This window comes from Flavobacterium flavipigmentatum (assembly GCF_020911905.1).
GTDB lineage: Bacteria > Bacteroidota > Bacteroidia > Flavobacteriales > Flavobacteriaceae > Flavobacterium > Flavobacterium flavipigmentatum.
In genome coordinates this window covers 1,838,718-1,857,494 of record NZ_CP087133.1, presented here as the reverse complement: position 1 = coordinate 1,857,494, position 18,777 = coordinate 1,838,718, and the positions used below count along the sequence as shown (strand labels likewise).

Below are 18,777 nucleotides of genomic sequence, written 5' to 3'. Positions count from 1 at the left end.
AATTAGACAAATGAAAGCATACGTATTTCCGGGTCAGGGCGCACAATTTACAGGAATGGGCAAAGACTTATATGAAACATCGGCTTTGGCCAAAGAATTATTCGAAAAAGCCAATGAAATTTTAGGTTTTAGAATTACAGATATCATGTTTGAAGGTACTGCCGAAGAACTAAAAGAAACAAAAGTTACACAACCAGCAGTATTTTTACACTCAGTTATTTTAGCCAAAACTTTAGGAGAAGATTTTAAGCCCGAAATGGTTGCAGGACATTCGTTAGGCGAATTTTCGGCATTAGTTGCCAACGGAACTTTGTCTTTTGAAGACGCTTTACAACTAGTTTCAAAACGTGCTTTGGCGATGCAAAAAGCCTGCGAAATTACACCTTCGACAATGGCTGCCGTTTTAGGATTGGCAGATAATGTAGTAGAAGAAGTTTGTGCCTCTATTGATGGTGTTGTGGTTGCAGCCAACTACAACTGCCCGGGACAATTAGTAATTTCTGGAGAGACAACTGCAGTTGAAAAAGCTTGTGAAGCCATGAAAGCAGCAGGGGCAAAACGTGCTTTGATTTTGCCTGTTGGAGGAGCTTTTCACTCACCCATGATGGAGCCTGCAAGAGAAGAATTGGCCGCCGCAATAGAAGCCACTACATTCTCCACACCTATTTGTCCTGTATATCAAAACGTAACAGCAAGTGCTGTTTCTGATGCAAACGAGATCAAAAAGAATTTAATTATTCAGCTGACTGCGCCTGTAAAATGGACTCAATCTGTACAACAAATGATCGCTGATGGCGCTACTTTATTTACAGAAGTTGGACCAGGAAAAGTATTAACAGGCCTTATTGGAAAAATTGATAAAGAAGCGGTTACTGCTAATGCATAATTTGCAGACAAAAACTAGTTTTTCATAGAAAATCTACATAAAGCAAAGTCCTCATAAACTAAATAAGTTTGTGAGGATTTTTTATTTCAGAGCTCTTTTGCTTCGATACAGTAATTATTAATAATACCCGTTATCAAATAATTGTGATCTCTTTTTTCAAAGAAAATATACCAAGTTGTTCGTGTATTCGTTTTATAAAAAACATATTGAGAACCTAAATATTGTAGTGAATGCGGTGATTTTTTGTGAGGAATCTTTTTTACTCTTTCAGGAATTGCATCATAAATATCAGAAACATATTCTTCCGCAGATTCTACAAAACCAAAATATTCTTTTTTATATAAAACTCTAACCAAATCATCAAGATACCGAATAACATCTGGGGTAAAGAAAACTACTATTTTCCCCACCATTCTCTGATTCTTTTAATAGATTCCTCTTTTGCTTCCTCTGGAGTCAATCCTTTAGCAAACTCAGCATCAAAATCAAAAGTATCTGGGTCTATGCCTTTAAATTTTGGTTGTCGAGAATCATATTGTAGTGCAGGTTCTTCAACTTTATTGTTATTATTTTCTTTCTTCTCGTTCATAATCCGTTTCTTTAGATAACGAATTTACAATAAATTCATTACAACAAAAAATCCCAAATAATCAAATGATCATTTGGGATTTTATTTTTTATCTAAAAAGTGCTATTGCAACTCAGACTAAGAGCGAACCTTTTGCTCCCATTTCCAAGCGCTTGCCATTGCTTCGTCTAATGTTAACTCTGCTTTCCAACCTAAAACAGTATTGGCTTTATCTGTATTTGCATACGCTTCAGTGATATCGCCTTCGCGACGTGGCATAAATTGGTAAGGTATTTTCTTTTCGCTTACCTTTTCAAAACTAGTAATAACCTCCAAAACAGAACTTCCTTTCCCTGTTCCTAAATTGAAAGTCTCTACTTTGTGCAAATTCTTTTTATTCAGCAAGCGTTGCAATGCTATTACATGCGCTTTCGCTAAATCGACAACATGAATGTAATCACGAATCGCAGTTCCATCAGGTGTTGGATAATCATTTCCAAAAACAGATAATTCTTTTCGTAATCCTATTCCGGTCTGGGTAATAAACGGAACCAAATTTTGAGGAACACCTAATGGTAATTCTCCAATTTCAGTAGTTTCATGAGCTCCCACCGGGTTAAAATAACGCAACAAAATTGCTCTGATATTAGTAACTTTTGCCGTATCAGTAATTATTTCTTCTCCTATTTGTTTGGTATTTCCATAAGGAGACATTGCAACCTGTACAGGAGCATCTTCTGTAATTGGCATCTTTTCGGCTTGACCGTACACTGTACAAGAAGAGCTAAAAATAAAGCTTGCCTCTGTTTTTTGCTGTAATTCTTGCAACAGATACACTAATGAGCTAATATTGTTTTCATAGTACAACAAAGGGTTTTCGACACTTTCTCCCACCGCTTTTGAAGCTGCAAAGTGAATGACTCCGGCAACATCACTGTGTATCTTAAAGAAATTCTGAACCGCTGCCTTTTCTCTTAAATCTAACTTTTCAAATAAAGGCTCTTTTCCTGTTATTTTAACAATCCCTTTCAAAACATCTTCAGAAGAATTTGAGAGGTTATCGATTATCACCACCTCAAAGCCTTCATTTTGCAGTTCGACTACTGTATGCGAACCAATAAATCCTAATCCTCCTGTTACTAATATTTTCATTTTTAATTATTTAAAAACTCTAAAACAGAATCGGTAATAAACTTAATTTGCTCGTCATCTAACTCGGTGTGCATAGGCAATGCAATTACTTCTTTACAGAGCTGATTGGTTACTGGAAAATCTTCTTCTTTATATCGAGGACTAGCGTACGCTTTTTGGCTATGCAACGGAATCGGGTAATAAATGGCACATGGAATGCCTTTTTCCTGCAAATGCGCTAATAATCCGTCACGTTGTCCATTCAAGATTCTTATCACATATTGATGAAAAACGTGGCAATCACAACTTTCACAAATGGTTGGCGCCCAAATATTTGGATTCACACTCAAAGCCAAGCTGTATTTTCTTGCTGCATCTTGTCGTGCTTTATTATAAGCATCTAAATTAGGCAATTTAGCTTTTAAAACTCCGGCCTGAATACTATCTAAACGCGAATTTACGCCTACTACATCATGATGGTACCTTTCGTACATTCCATGATTTACAATACCTCGCAAGATGTGCGCCAATTTATCATCGTTGGTGAAAATTGCACCTCCATCTCCATAACAACCTAAATTTTTAGAAGGAAAAAAAGAAGTTGCGCCCACGTGACCAATTGTTCCTACCTTCTTTTTAGAACCATCTTTTAAGTTATAATCGGCTCCAATTGCTTGTGCATTATCTTCAATTACATAGAGATTATGCTCGTTGGCAATTGCCATAATGGCATCCATATTGGCTGCACGACCAAATAAATGTACAGGAACAATTGCCTTGGTTTTTGGCGTAATCGCTTTTCTAATTCCGTCAAGCGAAATATTCATATTATTCATATCAACATCCACCAAAACTGGCGTAAGTTGAAGCAAAGCGATAACCTCTACAGTTGCTGCAAATGTAAAATCTGCCGTGATTACCTCATCGCCGGGTTTCAGATCAAGCCCCATCATAGCAATTTGCAAAGCATCAGTTCCGTTTGCACACGGAATAACATGTTTAACACCTAAATATTGCTCTAAATCAGCTTGAAATTGATGAACTAAAGGCCCATTAATATAAGTATTGGTTTCTAAAACCTCTTGGATTGAAGCGTCTACAGTTGCTTTTATTTTTTCGTATTGACCTTTTAAGTCAACCATTTGAATTTTTTTCATTTATCTTTCTTTAATTTAAAACTTTAAGATTTGATTTTACAACCGAATCATTAAAACAAAGAACAAAAATAGTTATTTAATACCTTCAAACAATGAAAATAATCGAAAGAAACGTATTTTAGCCCCAAAAATAAACTCATGCTTTTTCTCTATAATTTAGTTGTTTCTATTGCGTCGTTTTTTCTAAAAATCATCGTACTTTTTAGCCCAAAAATTAAACTTTTTGTTGAAGGCCGAAAAAATGTATTTGCCATTTTGGAAGAAAAAATAAAACCTTTAGATAAGACGATCTGGTTTCATGCAGCTTCACTTGGCGAATACGAACAAGGTCTGCCAGTGATAGAAAAAATAAAAGAAAAACATCCTTCTCACAAAATTATCATTACTTTTTTTTCGCCTTCAGGTTATGAGGTAAGAAAAAACAATACTGTTGCCGATGTCACTGTTTACCTGCCTTTAGATACCAAAAACAATGCAAGCAAATTTTTAAAATTGGCACATCCGGAAATGGTTTTCTTCATAAAATACGAATTTTGGCTGAACTATCTCAACGAATTAAAAAAACTAAAAACACCTACTTATTTGATCTCAGGAATTTTTAGAGACAATCAAATGTTTTTTAAATGGTATGGCGGATTTTATCGAAAAGCGCTTGAAACTTTTACGTGTTTTTTTGTTCAGAATCAAAGTTCGAAAGAAAAAATTGAAGCAATTGGCTTTCATAACGTAATTATTTCTGGCGATACCCGATTTGACCGCGTGGCAGCAATTCTGGAACGAGACAATCATATAGATTTTATATCCGGTTTTACAAACAACAAACCCACTGTAATCATCGGAAGCTCTTGGCCAAAAGACGAAACCCTGCTAATTGAATACATCAACCAAGCTCCCGAAAATATAAAATTTATCATTGCTCCTCATAATATAAAAACAGAACAAATTGCCAATCTTAAAGCTCAAATCACAAAACCAACCGTATTGTTCTCAGATAAAGAAAATAAAAATTTAGCCGATTATACAGTTTTTATTATTGATACCGTTGGGTTATTGACCAAAATCTACAGCTACGGAACGATTGCTTATGTAGGCGGAGGCTTTGGAAATCCTGGTATTCACAACATATTAGAACCCGCAACATTTGGAATTCCGATTGTGATTGGACCAAATTATTCTAATTTTGCAGAAGCCGTTCAATTGGTAGCTATAGGAGGCTGTATGGTTATTGCTAACAAAGAAGAGTTAAATTCTACTTTTGATAGACTGCTTACAGATGAAAGTTTTCTGAAAGAAAAAGGTACAATTTGTAAGTCGTACATTCAAGACAACAAAGGAGCAACAGAATGCATATTAAAAACGATATCCTGAGCATTCTAAAACACCAATACATAGTTTTGATACTAATTTTACAAAAAAAATGCTTTAAAGGAGCTTATTTTAGCTTTTGCGGCTTACCGAATAATCAATCAAAAGGAAAATAAACCGCAACTAAACAAATCAAAAAAGCCAATTGTTTTTTAAAAATTCAACAAAAAATAAATAATACAAAAAATACAATAATATATTGCAATATTGTAGTTTTGGCATATTTATTGATAAATAAGATAATCGTGAGCAACGAAAATATTTTAAAAAAAATATGAAAAAATATTTTACATATTAAAAAATTTATATCTTTGCCACGAATTAATAATTAACCTTTTATAATAAAGTAAGATGAAAAAAGTATTTTTAAGTTTAGCTGTTGTTGCTGTTTTAACTGTTGTATCTTGTAAAAAAGCTGACGCTGCAGCTACTGAAGCTGTAGATTCTACTGCTGTAACTGTTGATTCTGCTGCTGCTGTAGTTGATTCTGCTGCTGCTACTGTAGATTCAGCTGCTGCTACTGTTGATTCAGCTGCTGCAAAAGTTGAAGAAGCTGCTAAAGAAGTAAAAAAATAATTAGAACTTAGTTCTAACGATTTTAAAACCATCCATTGTGATGGTTTTTTTTTATTTGATTAAATCTTAAATTTTAATCAGTTGCAATAAAAAAAGCGTTTTGAAATATTCAGAACGCTTTTTTTTATTCAATCACCTCTTCACCTACCATCTCATCTTCAAAAATCGAATCATTAGAAGAGAAATCCAAAATCTCTGCCTTAGACCCATATTGCACAATTTCTTTTATACCTTTTTGCAAAAGTAATTCTGTTGTGTATTTTCGACTTGTAGCAAAGTGATCGCTACCTAACATCAATTTAAAGAAATATTTCCCTCCTGAGCCTTTAAACTTTAAAAAGCTAGCCGTTTCGATACTTGCTTTAAATCTTTCAATATCCTCTTCACATTCAAACTTCAATTCATAACTCAAACTTGTAAAAATCACTTTTCCTTTCCGAGAAGTAAATACAAATTTATATTCATCATTAAACCTTTTACTAATTACAAAAGCACCCATTTACAGTTGATTGTTGATTGTTGATTGTTGATTGTTGATTGTTGATTGTTGATTGTTGATTGTTGATCCGCGAAATAAATTTACTTCGCAAATTTATTTTTACTAACAACTAAGTTTACACCATAAAAAAAGCCCCTTCAAAAGAAGAGGCTTTAGTACTCAGAGCGGGACTTGAACCCGCACGAACATTGCTGTTCACTGGATTTTAAGTCCAGCGTGTCTACCAATTTCACCATCCGAGCATTGTATGGTTTTGAGCGAAAAACGGGGCTCGAACCCGCGACCTCGACCTTGGCAAGGTCGCGCTCTACCAACTGAGCTATTTTCGCGTTTCAAATTCTAGTAAGAACTGCAACACCAGAGTTGTTCTGTATTGCGGATGCAAATTTAGGACATTTATTCAATTAAACAAGCCTTTTTTCAAAAAAAATTACACTTATTTTATAACCTTCTGATAACCTAAACTTTAAACACTAAAATTATTTCCTAACCAACATTCTTTTTATCTCATTAAGCTTCATCAGTGCTTCTACAGGCGTAATTGCATTGATATCTAAGCTTAAAATCTCCTCTTTTATCTGCTCTAACAACGGATCATCCAAATTAAAGAAACTCATTTGCATCTCGTCATTTGCAGATTTGATTCCGTTTAAAGCATCACTGGAATGATTTTTCTCTAATTTCTTTAAAAGTTTTTGTGCTTTCAAAATAACCGTTTGTGGCATTCCGGCCATTTTTGCCACATGTATACCAAAACTATGCGCACTTCCTCCTTTTACCAGTTTTCTAATAAAAAGAACCGTATCTTTCAATTCTTTTACAGCCACATTATAATTCTGAATTCTTGGCAATGATTCTGTCATTTCATTCAGCTCGTGATAATGTGTCGCAAACAACGTTTTTGCTCTTCCCGGATGCTCATGTAAAAATTCGGCAATAGCCCAGGCAATCGAAATTCCGTCATAAGTACTCGTTCCTCTTCCTATTTCGTCTAATAAAACCAAACTTCTGTCTGAAATATTATTCAAAATTGATGCGGTTTCATTCATTTCGACCATAAAAGTAGACTCTCCCATCGAAATATTGTCCGATGCACCTACTCTGGTAAAGATTTTGTCTACAATACCCATTCTAACGCTGTCTGCCGGAACAAAACTTCCCATTTGAGCCAGTAATACAATGAGAGCCGTTTGACGCAAAATAGCCGACTTCCCCGACATATTAGGCCCTGTGATCATGATAATCTGCTGGCTTTCTCTGTCCAGATAAACGTCGTTGGCGATATAAGGAGTACCAACGGGCAATTGTTTTTCGATAACGGGATGACGCCCATTTTTAATTTCAAGTTCGAAAGTATCATCAATTTCGGGACACACATATTTATTTTCGACCGCCAATTGCGTAAAGGAGCACAAACAATCCAATTGCGCAACCAAATAAGCATTCATTTGAACGGGTTTAATATATGTCGCAATCCAAGCCACTAATTGCTCAAAAAGTTCCGATTCTATTTTCTGGATTTTTTCTTCGGCACCCAAAATTTTAGTTTCGTATTCTTTTAATTCTTCGGTAATGTAACGTTCTGCATTTACTAAAGTTTGCTTCCGAATCCATTCTGCCGGCACTTTGTCTTTATGGGTATTTCGAACTTCAATATAATACCCAAAAACATTATTGAAAGATATTTTTAAAGAAGAAATCCCTGTACGCTCCGATTCTCTTTTTTCTATGCCTTCTAAATATTCTTTTCCTGAAGAAGAAATAGCCCTCAAATCGTCTAATTCTTCATTAATTCCTTTCGCAATGGCATTACCTTTTGCAACTGCAACTGGCGCATCCTGATTAAGCGTTGTTTTGATTTTCTCTCTCAGCAAATCACAACTGTGCAAACTGTCTCCAATAACTCTAACAGCTTCTTGCGGACTCTCGAGTGCCAATGTTTTTATCGGAATGATAGCATCTAATGATTCTTTTAGATACACTATTTCGCGTGGAGAAACTTTCCCTGCTGCGATTTTAGAAATCAAACGTTCTAAATCTGAAATTTGCTTGATTTGATATTGAATATTATGCAGGATTTCAGGATTTGATTTCAGATACGAAACTACATCGTGACGTCCTTTTATTTTATTCGCGTCTTTTAGTGGCAATGCCAACCAACGCTTTAGGAGACGACCACCCATTGGCGACAGCGTTCTATCAATAACATCTAAAAGTGTTACAGCATTTGGATTGTAACTGTGATATAGCTCCAAGTTTCGAATCGTAAAACGATCCATCCAAACATAAGCATCCTCGGCTATGCGCTGAATTGCCGTAATATGCTGCACACGATTGTGTTGCGTTTCGGAGAGATAATACAAAATGGCGCCAGAGGCAATAATACCGTCTTTTAAATCCTCTACTCCAAAACCTTTTAAAGAAATAGTTTGAAAATGCTTGGTGATGATTTCTAAAGCGTAATCTTCTTTGTATATCCAATCTTCGAGGTAAAAACTATGAAAATCTTCTCCAAAAGCTTCTTTAAAATCATTTTTATTGTTTTTTGGAACCAGAATTTCACTTGGATTAAAATTCTGCAGCAATTTATCTATGTACTCTGCATTCCCCTGAGCTGTCAAAAATTCGCCCGTCGAAACATCCAAAAAAGAAACTCCGATACTTTTATTCGCAAAATAAACAGATGCTAAAAAGTTATTGGTCTTGGATTGCAACACTTCATCGTTTAAAGAAACTCCGGGCGTTACCAATTCTGTAACACCGCGCTTTACGATAGTTTTTGTCATTTTGGGATCTTCTAATTGATCACAAATTGCGACACGAAGTCCTGCTTTTACCAATTTCGGCAAATACGTATTGATAGAATGATGCGGAAAACCAGCTAAGGCCGTCTCTGTCTCCGAACCAGCCCCTCTCTTGGTCAAGGTTATTCCGAGAATTTTTGAAGCACGAATTGCATCTTCACCAAAGGTTTCATAAAAATCCCCTACTCTAAAAAGCAGACATGCATCAGGATATTTTCTCTTGATATCGTTATACTGTTTCATTAGAGGTGTTTCTTTTACCACTTTTTCTTTCGCTGCCAAATCTTTGTTTTTTTAATTGAAAAATCAGATAGCGAATTTATGCTATTTTGAAGGAATAATAAACTGCTTCAAAAATTAAAATTTTTAAGGAAAATTTAAGTTCATATTTAAGAATTTTACATAGCTTTGTTGTTAATTAAAATAAAGATTCTAAAAGATGAAAAAAATAATTTTATTTGCTATGATAGCAGTATTAGGAGTAACCACTGCTAATGCTCAAGCTACTAAAAAAACTAAAGTTGCTAAAGTTGAAGGAGCTGGAATGGCTTTTGAAACAGAAACTATCGATTACGGAACTATTGCTCACAATGCTGATGGTAAACGTGAATTTGTTTTTGTAAACAATGGAACTAAACCATTAATTATTACTAACACGCAAGGATCTTGTGGCTGTACAGTACCAACAACTCCAAAAGAACCAATCGCTCCAGGAGCAAAAGGTATTATTGGTGTAAAATATGCTACTGACAGAGTGGGTGCTTTTACAAAAACAGTAACTGTAACTTCAAATGCCCAAGGTCAACCAACAAAAATATTGACCATTAAAGGTACTGTTTTACCAGATCCAGTGAAAAGCTAATCTGAAAGCGCTATAAAAAAACCGAAAAGCTTCCTTATCTTTGGAAGCTTTTTTTTATGACTTGAATGCAACCCCATGAGAAAACTTGAAAACAGTGAACTGGACCGAAAGTCGGTTGAGGATTTTAAAAAATCGACAAAAACACCTCTAATTTTAGTATTAGACGACATTCGCAGTTTGCATAATATTGGTTCTGTTTTTAGAACTGCTGATGCTTTTTTAATCGAAAAAATAATCTTGTGCGGGATCACGGCTACGCCTCCAAACAAAGAAATTCATAAAACTGCTCTTGGCGCCACCGAAACTGTTGCTTGGGAACACCACGAAAATGTTTTGGAGGTTATTGAAAATCTTAAAAAAGAAAACGTTATCACACTAGCCATTGAACAAGTCGAAAGCTCGGTTTTTCTTCAGGATTTTACTGTCGAGAAAAACCAAAAGTACGCTCTTGTTTTCGGAAATGAAGTCTATGGAGTGGCACAGGAAGCCGTTGCTCTTTGTGATGGTTGTATCGAAATTCCACAATTGGGCACCAAACATTCTCTAAATATTGCTGTAAGTGCCGGAATTGTAGTTTGGGATTTGTTTCAAAAACTCAGTTGGCCTAAATAAGAATGTGTTAATTGGATAATTCAAAAAATTATCTAATCGTCATATCAGCCAATTACCTTTTGAATTTCCTCCAAAATAAAAAGATAATCCTCGTGTTTTTTTACAAAATCACGATCTGAAACATCAATGATCAGTACATTCAAGTCGGTTTGGGATTTAATGTATTCTAAATAGCCGTTATTGATTTTATCTAAATAATCGGCTGCTATATTTTGCTCATAATGGCGTCCTCGTTTTTTAATATTTTGCAATAATCGCTCTGTATTTTGATACAAATAAATGTACAAATCTGGCTTTGGCATTTCTTTATAAATAATATCAAATAAGTTGCGGTACAAACGATATTCGTCTTCTGCCAGTGTGATTTTAGCAAAAATTAAGGATTTGAAAATATGATAATCGGCTACAATAAAATCCTTAAACAAATCAAATTGCGCCAAATCATCTGATAACTGCTGATAACGATCGGCCAAAAAAGACATTTCGAGCGGAAAAGCATATCGGTTTTGGTCTTTATAAAATTTGGGTAAAAAAGGATTATCTGCAAAACGTTCTAAAACGGTTTTAGCATTAAAATCTTCGGCGATTTTGTGTGCCAAAGTCGTTTTTCCCGCACCAATATTGCCTTCAAAAGCAATATAATTGAAGGTTTCTAACGGAATTTCCTTTAGCGGGTCTTTCAAATTCTGCACCACACTGCAACTACTATCGTCTGGTGTGATAGCAATCAACTCGGAGACTGTTTTTTGAAAAATAGGATGTTTCCAATCCAATTTTAAATCCTGCATGGGCAGCAAAACAAAATTTCGATTTTGCATCAAAGGATGCGGCACTTTTAATTTCTCCGATTCTATAATTTCGTCATCAAAAGCAATCAAATCAACATCAATAATTCTAGATTGGTAACCTTGTTCGCCCGAACGAATTCTGCCCAGTTGCTTTTCAATTTTCAGAACCTGACTCAATATTTTTTGTGCCGATGCATAACTATGTACAACCAACGCACAATTATAAAATGCATCACTCTCAAAACCCCAGGCTGGTGTTTCGTAAAGCTTAGAAACCTTAATTACAGTTCCCACTCCCTGATGTATCAAATTGATACACGTTTGGATGTTTTCTAACCGATTTCCCTGATTGCTGCCTATTGATAAAACGACCTGATGCTGTGATTTCATAATTAATGCAAATTAACTAAAACTATTTTAGAATTGATCGTATTATTTACTGAGATAGTGATGTATCAACACAAGAAGACCATCGAGCAAGTTGTTTTTATCAGACCAAAAAATATACTTTTATACAAATTATCCGCACTACTAACTTTATTTTCAAGAGAATAGTTCTTGTCTCGAATTAGTCATTCACATTCAAATAACATGTATGGTTCGAAATAATGACTTGTTTTTTACGGTTAAAAATTTCAACATTTTTAGATTATATTTGTAACGAACCAACCTTTTTTGATACTTATTAAAAAAATATATTTATGAAATTTCTTGGAAATATAATCGCCACAGTTATTGGCATTTTTGTTTTTATTATGTTATCCTTTTTTGGTATAGTCCTTATAGGAGCAATTTTTGGAGGAGATGATAAAGTCTCTGTTAAAGCAGATTCTGTGATAGAACTGGATTTAAAGAACATTCAAAATGACTATGCCGGAAAATACAAAGATCCTTGGGTAACGGTTTTCTCCGGCCAAAAAGGAGTTGGTGTAACCGATGTAATCAATGCTATCGAAGCCGCAAAAAAAGATGAAAAAATAAAAGGAATATCAATTCTAAATGACCAATCATCATTAGGCTTAGCGCAATATAAAGACTTGAGAAATGCTTTGGAAAGCTTCAAAAAATCGGGCAAATTTGTTTGGGCGTATGCCAATACTTATTCCCAAAAAGAGTATTATTTAAACTCCGTTGCCAACACTATTTATCTGAATCCGGCGGGAGATTTAGACTTTAAAGGACTTTCTTCTGAAGTGATGTTTTTTAAAGATTTTCAAGAAAAATCAGGTATTCACATGGAAGTTATTCGCCACGGAAAATACAAAAGTGCGGTAGAACCTTTCTTAGAAAATAAAATGAGCGATGCCAATAGAGAACAAATTACGGCACTTCTCAACTCACTTTGGAGTACTGTTGCCAGCGATATTGCAAAAAGTCGTAATATTCCGCTACCAAAACTTAACGAAATCGCCAACGGATTGTTAGCTAGAACGCCCGAAATGGCAAAAGCACAACATTTGGTAGATATCGTAGCTTATGAAGATGTGTATCATAATGACATCAAAAAAGCTTTAAAAGTGACAGGAGATGACGATTACAATAAAATTTCGATCTCAGATTATACTCAAAATAATGTAACAACTGCTTTAACGGATATTTCAAGCGATCAAATTGCGATTATTTACGCTCAAGGCGAAATTGAAAGTGGCGAAGGAGATGTAACCGTGATCGGAGAAGGTGCAATGCGTCGCTCATTGCAGGAAGCCAGAAAAAATGAAGACGTAAAAGCAATTGTGCTGAGAATTGATAGTCCAGGCGGAAGCGCTCTGACTTCAGACTTGATCTGGAGAGAAATTGAAATTACCAAAAAAATCAAACCAGTAGTGGTTTCTATGGGTAACTACGCTGCCTCTGGTGGGTATTATATTGCTTGTAATGCCAACAAAATTTTTGCAGAAAACAATACTATAACGGGTTCTATAGGGGTTTTTGGAGTATTGCCCAACTTTACTTCACTGGCTACTAAATTAGGCGTTAATACGGAACAAGTAAAAACACATGAAAACGCAGCAAATTACAGCCCTTTTGTGCCTGTTGATGAAAAGTTTAAAGCCTTTACACTAGAAGGAGTTGAAAACATTTATAAGACTTTTGTAATGCATGTAGCTGAAGGCCGAAAAATGACTTTTGCACAAGTAGATGCCATAGCGCAAGGAAGAGTTTGGTCAGGTTCTGAAGCCTTAAAGATAGGATTGGTAGATAAAATTGGAGGATTAAATGATGCCATTGCAGAAGCTGCAAAAATAGCAAAAATCAAAAACTATAGTACACAAAATTATCCTGAATACGAGAAAAACTTAGATGATCTTTTGTCTAATTTGTCTTTTGCAAAATCTAAAGAAGCATTTATAAAAGAAGAAATTGGCGAAGAAAATTATATTTTGATAGAGCAAATAAAGAGGTATCAAAACAAAAAAGGCGTTCAGGCCATGATGCCATTTGGACTAAAAATTCAGTAAAATAACATAAAATCATTTATAATCCGTTTGAGTATCAATTCAAACGGATTTTTTTTATTTAACAAAAATAAAATATTTCTTACTTTTTTGTGAAAATTTTATCTTGGAACTCCCGTAAAAAAAGTTATTTTTGTATGCATTAGTATCCATTTAAAACCCCAAAATCCAATATAAATTATGTTTAAAAAAGTTTTAAAAATCGCCGGAATCGTCATAGTGGTGCTTATTGCTGCTTTACTTGCTATTCCATATTTTTTCAAGGATGAAATAAAAGCAAAAATTACAGAAGCCATTAACGAAAGTGTCGATGCCAAAGTAAGTTTTGCAGATGCTGATCTAAGTTTGTTCAAGAACTTTCCAAATGCAACTGTTTCTATCGAAAAATTAGCCATTATAAACAAAGCTCCTTTTGAAGGTGATACTTTGGTTTCATTAGGCGAATTGAATTTAAAGATGAGTATTAAAGAGCTTTTCAAAGGAAAAGAAGAGCCTTTAAATATTCAGGGAATTACCTCCGAAAAGGGTTTGATCAATATTATCTTTAATAAAGATGGTGTTGGAAACTTTGATATTGCGCTAAAAGACCAAGAAAAAACAGCGAAAGAAGAAGAAAGCAAACCTCTTTCATTAAAAATTCAAAATTATAAAATTGAGAATTTTACTTTTAGGTATTTTGATGAAAGTTCTAAGATAAAAATGGTAATTGACAGCCTTAACCACGAAGGAACTGGTGATTTTACCAATTCCAAATTAGACCTGAATACCAAAACGACAGCAAAAGTTTCGCTGGACATGGACAAAGTCAATTATATGAAAAAAATAGCATTGACTCTGGATGCCGTTTTAGGAATAGATTTAGAGCAAAGCAAATATACTTTTAAAGAGAACAAAGCCTTGATAAATCAGTTGCCGCTAGAATTTGATGGTTTTATTCAGATGGTAGAAGCAGGTCAGGTTTATGATTTGAAATTTAAAACGCCAACTTCATCGTTTACCAACTTCTTAGGTTTGATTCCTTCGGCCTATGCCTCAAGTTTAGATGGGGTAAAAACCACTGGTGATTTTACAATTGTTGGTTTTGCAAAAGGACAATTGACAGATACAACGGTTCCTAAATTTAATATTGCGATTGCTTCACATAATGCCTCTTTTCAATATCCGAACTTACCAAAATCGGTTGAGAATATTGTAATTGACACTAAAATCATTAACGAAACAGGAATCCTAAATGATACTTATGTTAATTTGGATAAACTTTCGTTTAAAATTGATCAGGATGTTTTTAGCGCCAAAGCGAATGTTAAAAACATTACGGTTAATCCTTACGTAAAAGCAGCTCTAAAAGGGACGATCAATTTGGCTAACCTTTCTAAAGCTTACCCAATAAAAATGGACAAACCGTTGGCAGGTATTTTGAAGGCAGATGTTACAACAGAATTTGACATGGCTTCGGTAGAAAAAAGCCAATATGAAAACATCAAAAATGCGGGAACAATGAGTTTGTCCGGCTTTAAATACACCGATGAAAACAACAAATCGATGAACATCAGCATTGCTGAAGTTGCATTTGATCCTGCAAAAATTAATTTAAAGAAATTTAATGCTACTACAGGAAAAAGTGATATTGCCATCAATGGGGTATTAGAAAATTTCTATGGTTTTATGTTTAAAAAACAAGAGCTAAAAGGTAACTTTAATATGAGTTCTAACCAATTGGCGGTGGACGATTTTATGACTACCGGAGAACCAGCAACCGAAAAAACAGAGGCCAAGCCTACAGAAGCCATGAAAATTCCGGCTTTTTTAAACTGTACTTTAAATGCTAAAGCTACTACTGTTTTATATGATAATTTAAAGCTAAAAGATGTATCGGGAAGATTGCTTATAAAAGATGAAAAAGCAACCTTAGAAAACTTTAAAACTTCTATTTTTGGAGGAACAATTGGTTTGAACGGAGCTGTTTCTACCAAAACTAAAGTACCGACTTTTGACATGAGTTTAGGATTTAATCAAGTAGATATTGCACAAACTTTTACGCAATTGGATATGATGAAAAAAATCGCTCCGATAGCAGGAATCATTAATGGAAAATTAAATTCGACTATAAAACTAAATGGAAATTTAGATGCTAAGGAGTTAACTCCCGACTTAAAATCGATTTCTGGAGATTTACTTGGGCAATTGCTTTCAACGACTGTAAATGCTAAAAATTCTACCTTGTTGAGTGCTTTAGGATCGAATATCAAATTTCTTGACGTGAATAAATTGAATCTTAACGACCTGAAAATGGCTTTGACTTTTGATAACGGAAAAGTAAACGTAAAACCATTTGACATCAAATACCAAGATATTAAAGCAACCATTGGAGGAACTCACGGTTTTGATCAGACGATGAATTACAATTTAAAACTGGATGTTCCAGCCAAATATTTAGGATCTGAAGCAAATGCTTTTATTGCTAAAATGTCACCTGCCGATGCTGCGAAACTAGAAAACATTCCAGTAAACGCATTGATTACAGGTAATTTTTCGACTCCAAAAATTAGTACAGACATGAAGAGTGCGGTTAGCAGTTTGGCCAGTCAGGTCGCTAATCAGCAAAAACAAAAGCTGACTCAAAAAGGCACCTCAGCCCTGACAGACTTGATCAATAAAAACACCAAAACCAAAGACACCACAAAAGGTGCGGCAACAGAAAAAGAAAAAAAGACCGAGGAAGTAACCAAAAAAGCTGGGGACTTACTAAACGGACTGTTTAAGAAGAAGAAATAAAATAAGCAGGATTAAAAGTAAAAGGCCAATCAAATTTGATTGGCCTTTCTTTTTTAAGTATTAGCTGAAAAGATAATTTGATAGTTTTTTAATTATTCTTTCGTATTTCCATGAATGATCTACTTTCTATACTGCTTTAGAATAGTATTTTAATTTGCCGTTATTCAAAATAGAATCGATAATTTTAAAATAATCTTCCAGAAGAACTGTATTGGTATCAATTCCGATGCTGCAATTATCATACGGCTCGTATTTTTTAAGATTGGATACTGAAAACAATCCTACTGTAGGCGTATGAACTGCGCTTGCCAGATGCATGATCCCGCTATCTGCGCCAATAAACAAGTCGGCATTTGCAATAACACTGCCTATCTCACGAATATCTTTACTATAAAATGTGGGCGCCTGAAAAGCAATTTGCGATACATTTTCGACAGGTAAAATTTCTATGATATTATAAGTATTGTATTCTTTTTTTAATGCTGCATAAAAATCCTCCCACCAATTCTCCGAGAAACATTTAGTACCTGTGGCATAAGTAAAAATACAAATGGTCTTTTTAGATTCGTCTGTCATACTAGCGAGCAACTTTTTTCCTTCTAATAGCTCAGAGGTACTTAATTTTAGATCTAAAGGAGCAATTATCTTATTACTCGTTTTAAGTCCTAATTTTGACAGGTAGTTTCTGAAATTATACACTGGATATTTTGCAATATGATCATAATCACTTTTAGGAGATTCTTCTTCATTGATCAAATCACCGTAAAATTTGTATTTGGCATTAGAAAATTGTGTGGCCAGTCTTCCGGATGAAGAGTTTTGATCTACATTTATTGCCACATCGTATTTTTGTCTTTTTAATGAAATCCAAACACTAAAATATTCTCCTAAACTTTTAAAAGGTTTTTTAGGCAAGTGAATTGTTTTGGCAACATGATCATAATTTTCAAATATAATAGGTGCTAATGTTCCCTTAACAAACAAATCTATTTTACAATTTGGAAACATTTCGCTTACTTCCTGAACAAGAGGCGTAATCAAAAGAAGGTTTCCTAATCGCCCGTTAGGTCTGCAAATCAAGACTCTTTTAACGTCGTTTTTATCGACCAAAAAAATACTTCCATCCAATTTTGATTTCCCAATATTCTTGGTCAGATTGCGCATTACACCTCTTCTAAAATGATTTATTTTGCCTAAAACACTCATCTGTTAAACGATTTTAAAGAATTATATACTCTCTTTTTAAATTTAAAAAAAATAAAATTTAACCTACACAAAGCTAGACTCTTTTTTTTTCTAAAATTAAATTCTTCTAACAAGCAATTATTACAAAATTGTAATCAAATGTATCAATATTTACATTTTCTTATTATTGAAAAGTTAAAAATACGATAATTATCATCGTAACCCAAAAAATATTAGACCGTTAGAAGTAAACAGACGACCATTTACTGATAAAACTAGATGTTGATCGTCACAATATATCCTTCGGAACCACGAATATTAAAAACGGTACCATTTTCAAAAATTAAATATTGCCCTTTAATACCTACCAGTTTTCCCTGAAAAGAAGGTGTTTTGTCTAAATTTAAACTCGCCACTTTACTAGGATAGTTTAAAACCGGATAATGCAATTGGTATACATCCTCTTTTTGGGCATAAAAATATTCCTGAACTTCTGACGGGATCAAGCGTTCTACTTTTGCTTTTTCTTCCAATAAATCAAAAGTTTCAGCGGTATTCTGAAGCATTTTTCTCCAATTGGTTTTATCTGCATAATGCTCCTTGAGTGCTACCTCGGTAATTCCTGCCAAGTAGCGGTTTGGCACCTCAACGATTGCAATTGCCTGAGTGGCTCCCTGATCAATCCATCGAGTGGGCACTTGTGTTTTGCGCGTTACACCTACTTTTATTTCGCTTGACGAAGCCAAATATACCACATGGGGCTGCAGTTGCACTTTTTCTTCGTAAACCAAATCTCGATCTGCAATACCCAAATGTGCAGTACTTAATTCGGGTCTCATAATCCAGTCGCCTACCGCCGGGCTTGAATAAAAACAATCGTAGCAAAAACCTTGTCTGAATATTTTTTTCTTTTTATTGCAATTTAGGCATTGGTAACCCACAAAATTTATTTCGATTTCCTTACTCAATAACTGATTCATATTCAAAAAACTATCTTCGAAAACAAGGTAATATTGAATAGGATCGCCAATTTCGGTTTGCATTTTTGTAAGTACGCCTTGGTATGTCATCTGATTTTAAATTGTTGAATATGAATTTTAGATTCTTCTTCCT

The 18,777-nt window shown here is 34.5% G+C and carries 16 protein-coding genes and 2 tRNA genes; 7 read left to right on the top strand and 11 right to left on the bottom strand.

Annotated features, from left to right (window positions below):
- Positions 1–10: 10 nt before the first annotated feature.
- Positions 11–886, top strand: coding sequence for an ACP S-malonyltransferase (gene fabD / locus LNP22_RS08390; protein ID WP_229976137.1), 876 nt, complete (start codon positions 11–13; stop codon positions 884–886).
- 86 nt (positions 887–972) lie between these two features.
- On the opposite strand, the gene LNP22_RS08385 is transcribed toward fabD, so the two are convergent.
- From LNP22_RS08385 to LNP22_RS08370, 4 genes are all read right to left on the bottom strand, one after another.
- Positions 973–1,299, bottom strand: coding sequence for a hypothetical protein (locus LNP22_RS08385; protein WP_229976136.1), 327 nt, complete (start codon positions 1,297–1,299; stop codon positions 973–975).
- Entirely contained in the window at positions 1,284–1,475 is a 192-nt protein-coding gene (locus LNP22_RS08380; RefSeq protein WP_229976135.1) for a hypothetical protein, read from the bottom strand. The genes LNP22_RS08385 and LNP22_RS08380 overlap by 16 nt, the downstream gene beginning before the upstream one ends.
- A gap of 117 nt (positions 1,476–1,592) precedes the next feature.
- Positions 1,593–2,606: a UDP-glucose 4-epimerase GalE gene (gene galE / locus LNP22_RS08375; RefSeq protein ID WP_229976134.1), complete on the bottom strand. Its 1,014-nt coding sequence runs from the start codon at positions 2,604–2,606 to the stop codon at positions 1,593–1,595.
- Between the two features lie 2 nt (positions 2,607–2,608).
- The gene (locus tag LNP22_RS08370; RefSeq protein ID WP_229976133.1) at positions 2,609–3,742 is read right to left on the bottom strand and encodes a DegT/DnrJ/EryC1/StrS family aminotransferase; all 1,134 of its coding nucleotides are present in this window, start codon (positions 3,740–3,742) and stop codon (positions 2,609–2,611) included.
- Positions 3,743–3,880: 138 nt separating this feature from the next.
- On the opposite strand from LNP22_RS08370, the gene LNP22_RS08365 reads away from it, so the two are divergent.
- Positions 3,881–5,110, top strand: a complete 1,230-nt coding sequence (locus LNP22_RS08365; protein WP_229976132.1) for a 3-deoxy-D-manno-octulosonic acid transferase — start codon at positions 3,881–3,883, stop codon at positions 5,108–5,110.
- A 348-nt stretch (positions 5,111–5,458) separates the two neighbouring features.
- The gene (locus LNP22_RS08360; protein WP_210664657.1) at positions 5,459–5,683 is read left to right on the top strand and encodes a PG1828 family lipoprotein; all 225 of its coding nucleotides are present in this window, start codon (positions 5,459–5,461) and stop codon (positions 5,681–5,683) included.
- 124 nt (positions 5,684–5,807) lie between these two features.
- Here the strand turns inward: LNP22_RS08360 and LNP22_RS08355 are convergent, their stop codons facing one another.
- The 4 genes from LNP22_RS08355 to mutS all read right to left on the bottom strand — a co-directional run bounded on the left by LNP22_RS08355 (position 5,808) and on the right by mutS (position 9,268).
- A complete protein-coding gene (locus LNP22_RS08355; protein ID WP_229976131.1) occupies positions 5,808–6,182 on the bottom strand; it encodes a DUF1508 domain-containing protein in 375 nt (124 codons plus the stop codon).
- A 156-nt stretch (positions 6,183–6,338) separates the two neighbouring features.
- A tRNA-Leu gene (locus LNP22_RS08350) sits at positions 6,339–6,424 on the bottom strand.
- Between the two features lie 14 nt (positions 6,425–6,438).
- A tRNA-Gly gene (locus LNP22_RS08345) sits at positions 6,439–6,511 on the bottom strand.
- Between the two features lie 150 nt (positions 6,512–6,661).
- Positions 6,662–9,268: a DNA mismatch repair protein MutS gene (gene mutS / locus LNP22_RS08340; protein WP_229976130.1), complete on the bottom strand. Its 2,607-nt coding sequence runs from the start codon at positions 9,266–9,268 to the stop codon at positions 6,662–6,664.
- A 157-nt stretch (positions 9,269–9,425) separates the two neighbouring features.
- Here mutS and LNP22_RS08335 point away from each other — a divergent pair, with 157 nt between their 5' ends.
- Both LNP22_RS08335 and LNP22_RS08330 read left to right on the top strand, forming a co-directional pair.
- The gene (locus tag LNP22_RS08335; RefSeq protein WP_229976129.1) at positions 9,426–9,848 is read left to right on the top strand and encodes a DUF1573 domain-containing protein; all 423 of its coding nucleotides are present in this window, start codon (positions 9,426–9,428) and stop codon (positions 9,846–9,848) included.
- A 75-nt stretch (positions 9,849–9,923) separates the two neighbouring features.
- Positions 9,924–10,460: an RNA methyltransferase gene (locus LNP22_RS08330; RefSeq protein WP_229976128.1), complete on the top strand. Its 537-nt coding sequence runs from the start codon at positions 9,924–9,926 to the stop codon at positions 10,458–10,460.
- A 44-nt stretch (positions 10,461–10,504) separates the two neighbouring features.
- Here LNP22_RS08330 and folK read toward each other — a convergent pair whose 3' ends face one another.
- Positions 10,505–11,638: a 2-amino-4-hydroxy-6-hydroxymethyldihydropteridine diphosphokinase gene (gene folK, locus LNP22_RS08325; protein ID WP_229976127.1), complete on the bottom strand. Its 1,134-nt coding sequence runs from the start codon at positions 11,636–11,638 to the stop codon at positions 10,505–10,507.
- Between the two features lie 311 nt (positions 11,639–11,949).
- On the opposite strand from folK, the gene sppA reads away from it, so the two are divergent.
- Together sppA and LNP22_RS08315 are read left to right on the top strand one after the other, a co-directional pair.
- Positions 11,950–13,707 carry a signal peptide peptidase SppA gene (gene sppA / locus LNP22_RS08320; RefSeq protein WP_229976126.1) on the top strand — a complete coding sequence of 586 codons (1,758 nt, stop codon included), beginning with the start codon at positions 11,950–11,952 and terminating at the stop codon, positions 13,705–13,707.
- A gap of 177 nt (positions 13,708–13,884) precedes the next feature.
- On the top strand, positions 13,885–16,479 hold the full coding sequence (locus LNP22_RS08315) for an AsmA-like C-terminal region-containing protein (protein WP_229976125.1): 2,595 nt from the start codon (positions 13,885–13,887) through the stop codon (positions 16,477–16,479).
- A 126-nt stretch (positions 16,480–16,605) separates the two neighbouring features.
- Here LNP22_RS08315 and LNP22_RS08310 read toward each other — a convergent pair whose 3' ends face one another.
- Together LNP22_RS08310 and LNP22_RS08305 are read right to left on the bottom strand one after the other, a co-directional pair.
- On the bottom strand, positions 16,606–17,685 hold the full coding sequence (locus LNP22_RS08310) for a glycosyltransferase family 9 protein (RefSeq protein ID WP_229976124.1): 1,080 nt from the start codon (positions 17,683–17,685) through the stop codon (positions 16,606–16,608).
- Positions 17,686–17,939: 254 nt separating this feature from the next.
- Entirely contained in the window at positions 17,940–18,734 is a 795-nt protein-coding gene (locus tag LNP22_RS08305) for a DUF2797 domain-containing protein (RefSeq protein WP_229976123.1), read from the bottom strand.
- Positions 18,735–18,777: the final 43 nt, after the last annotated feature.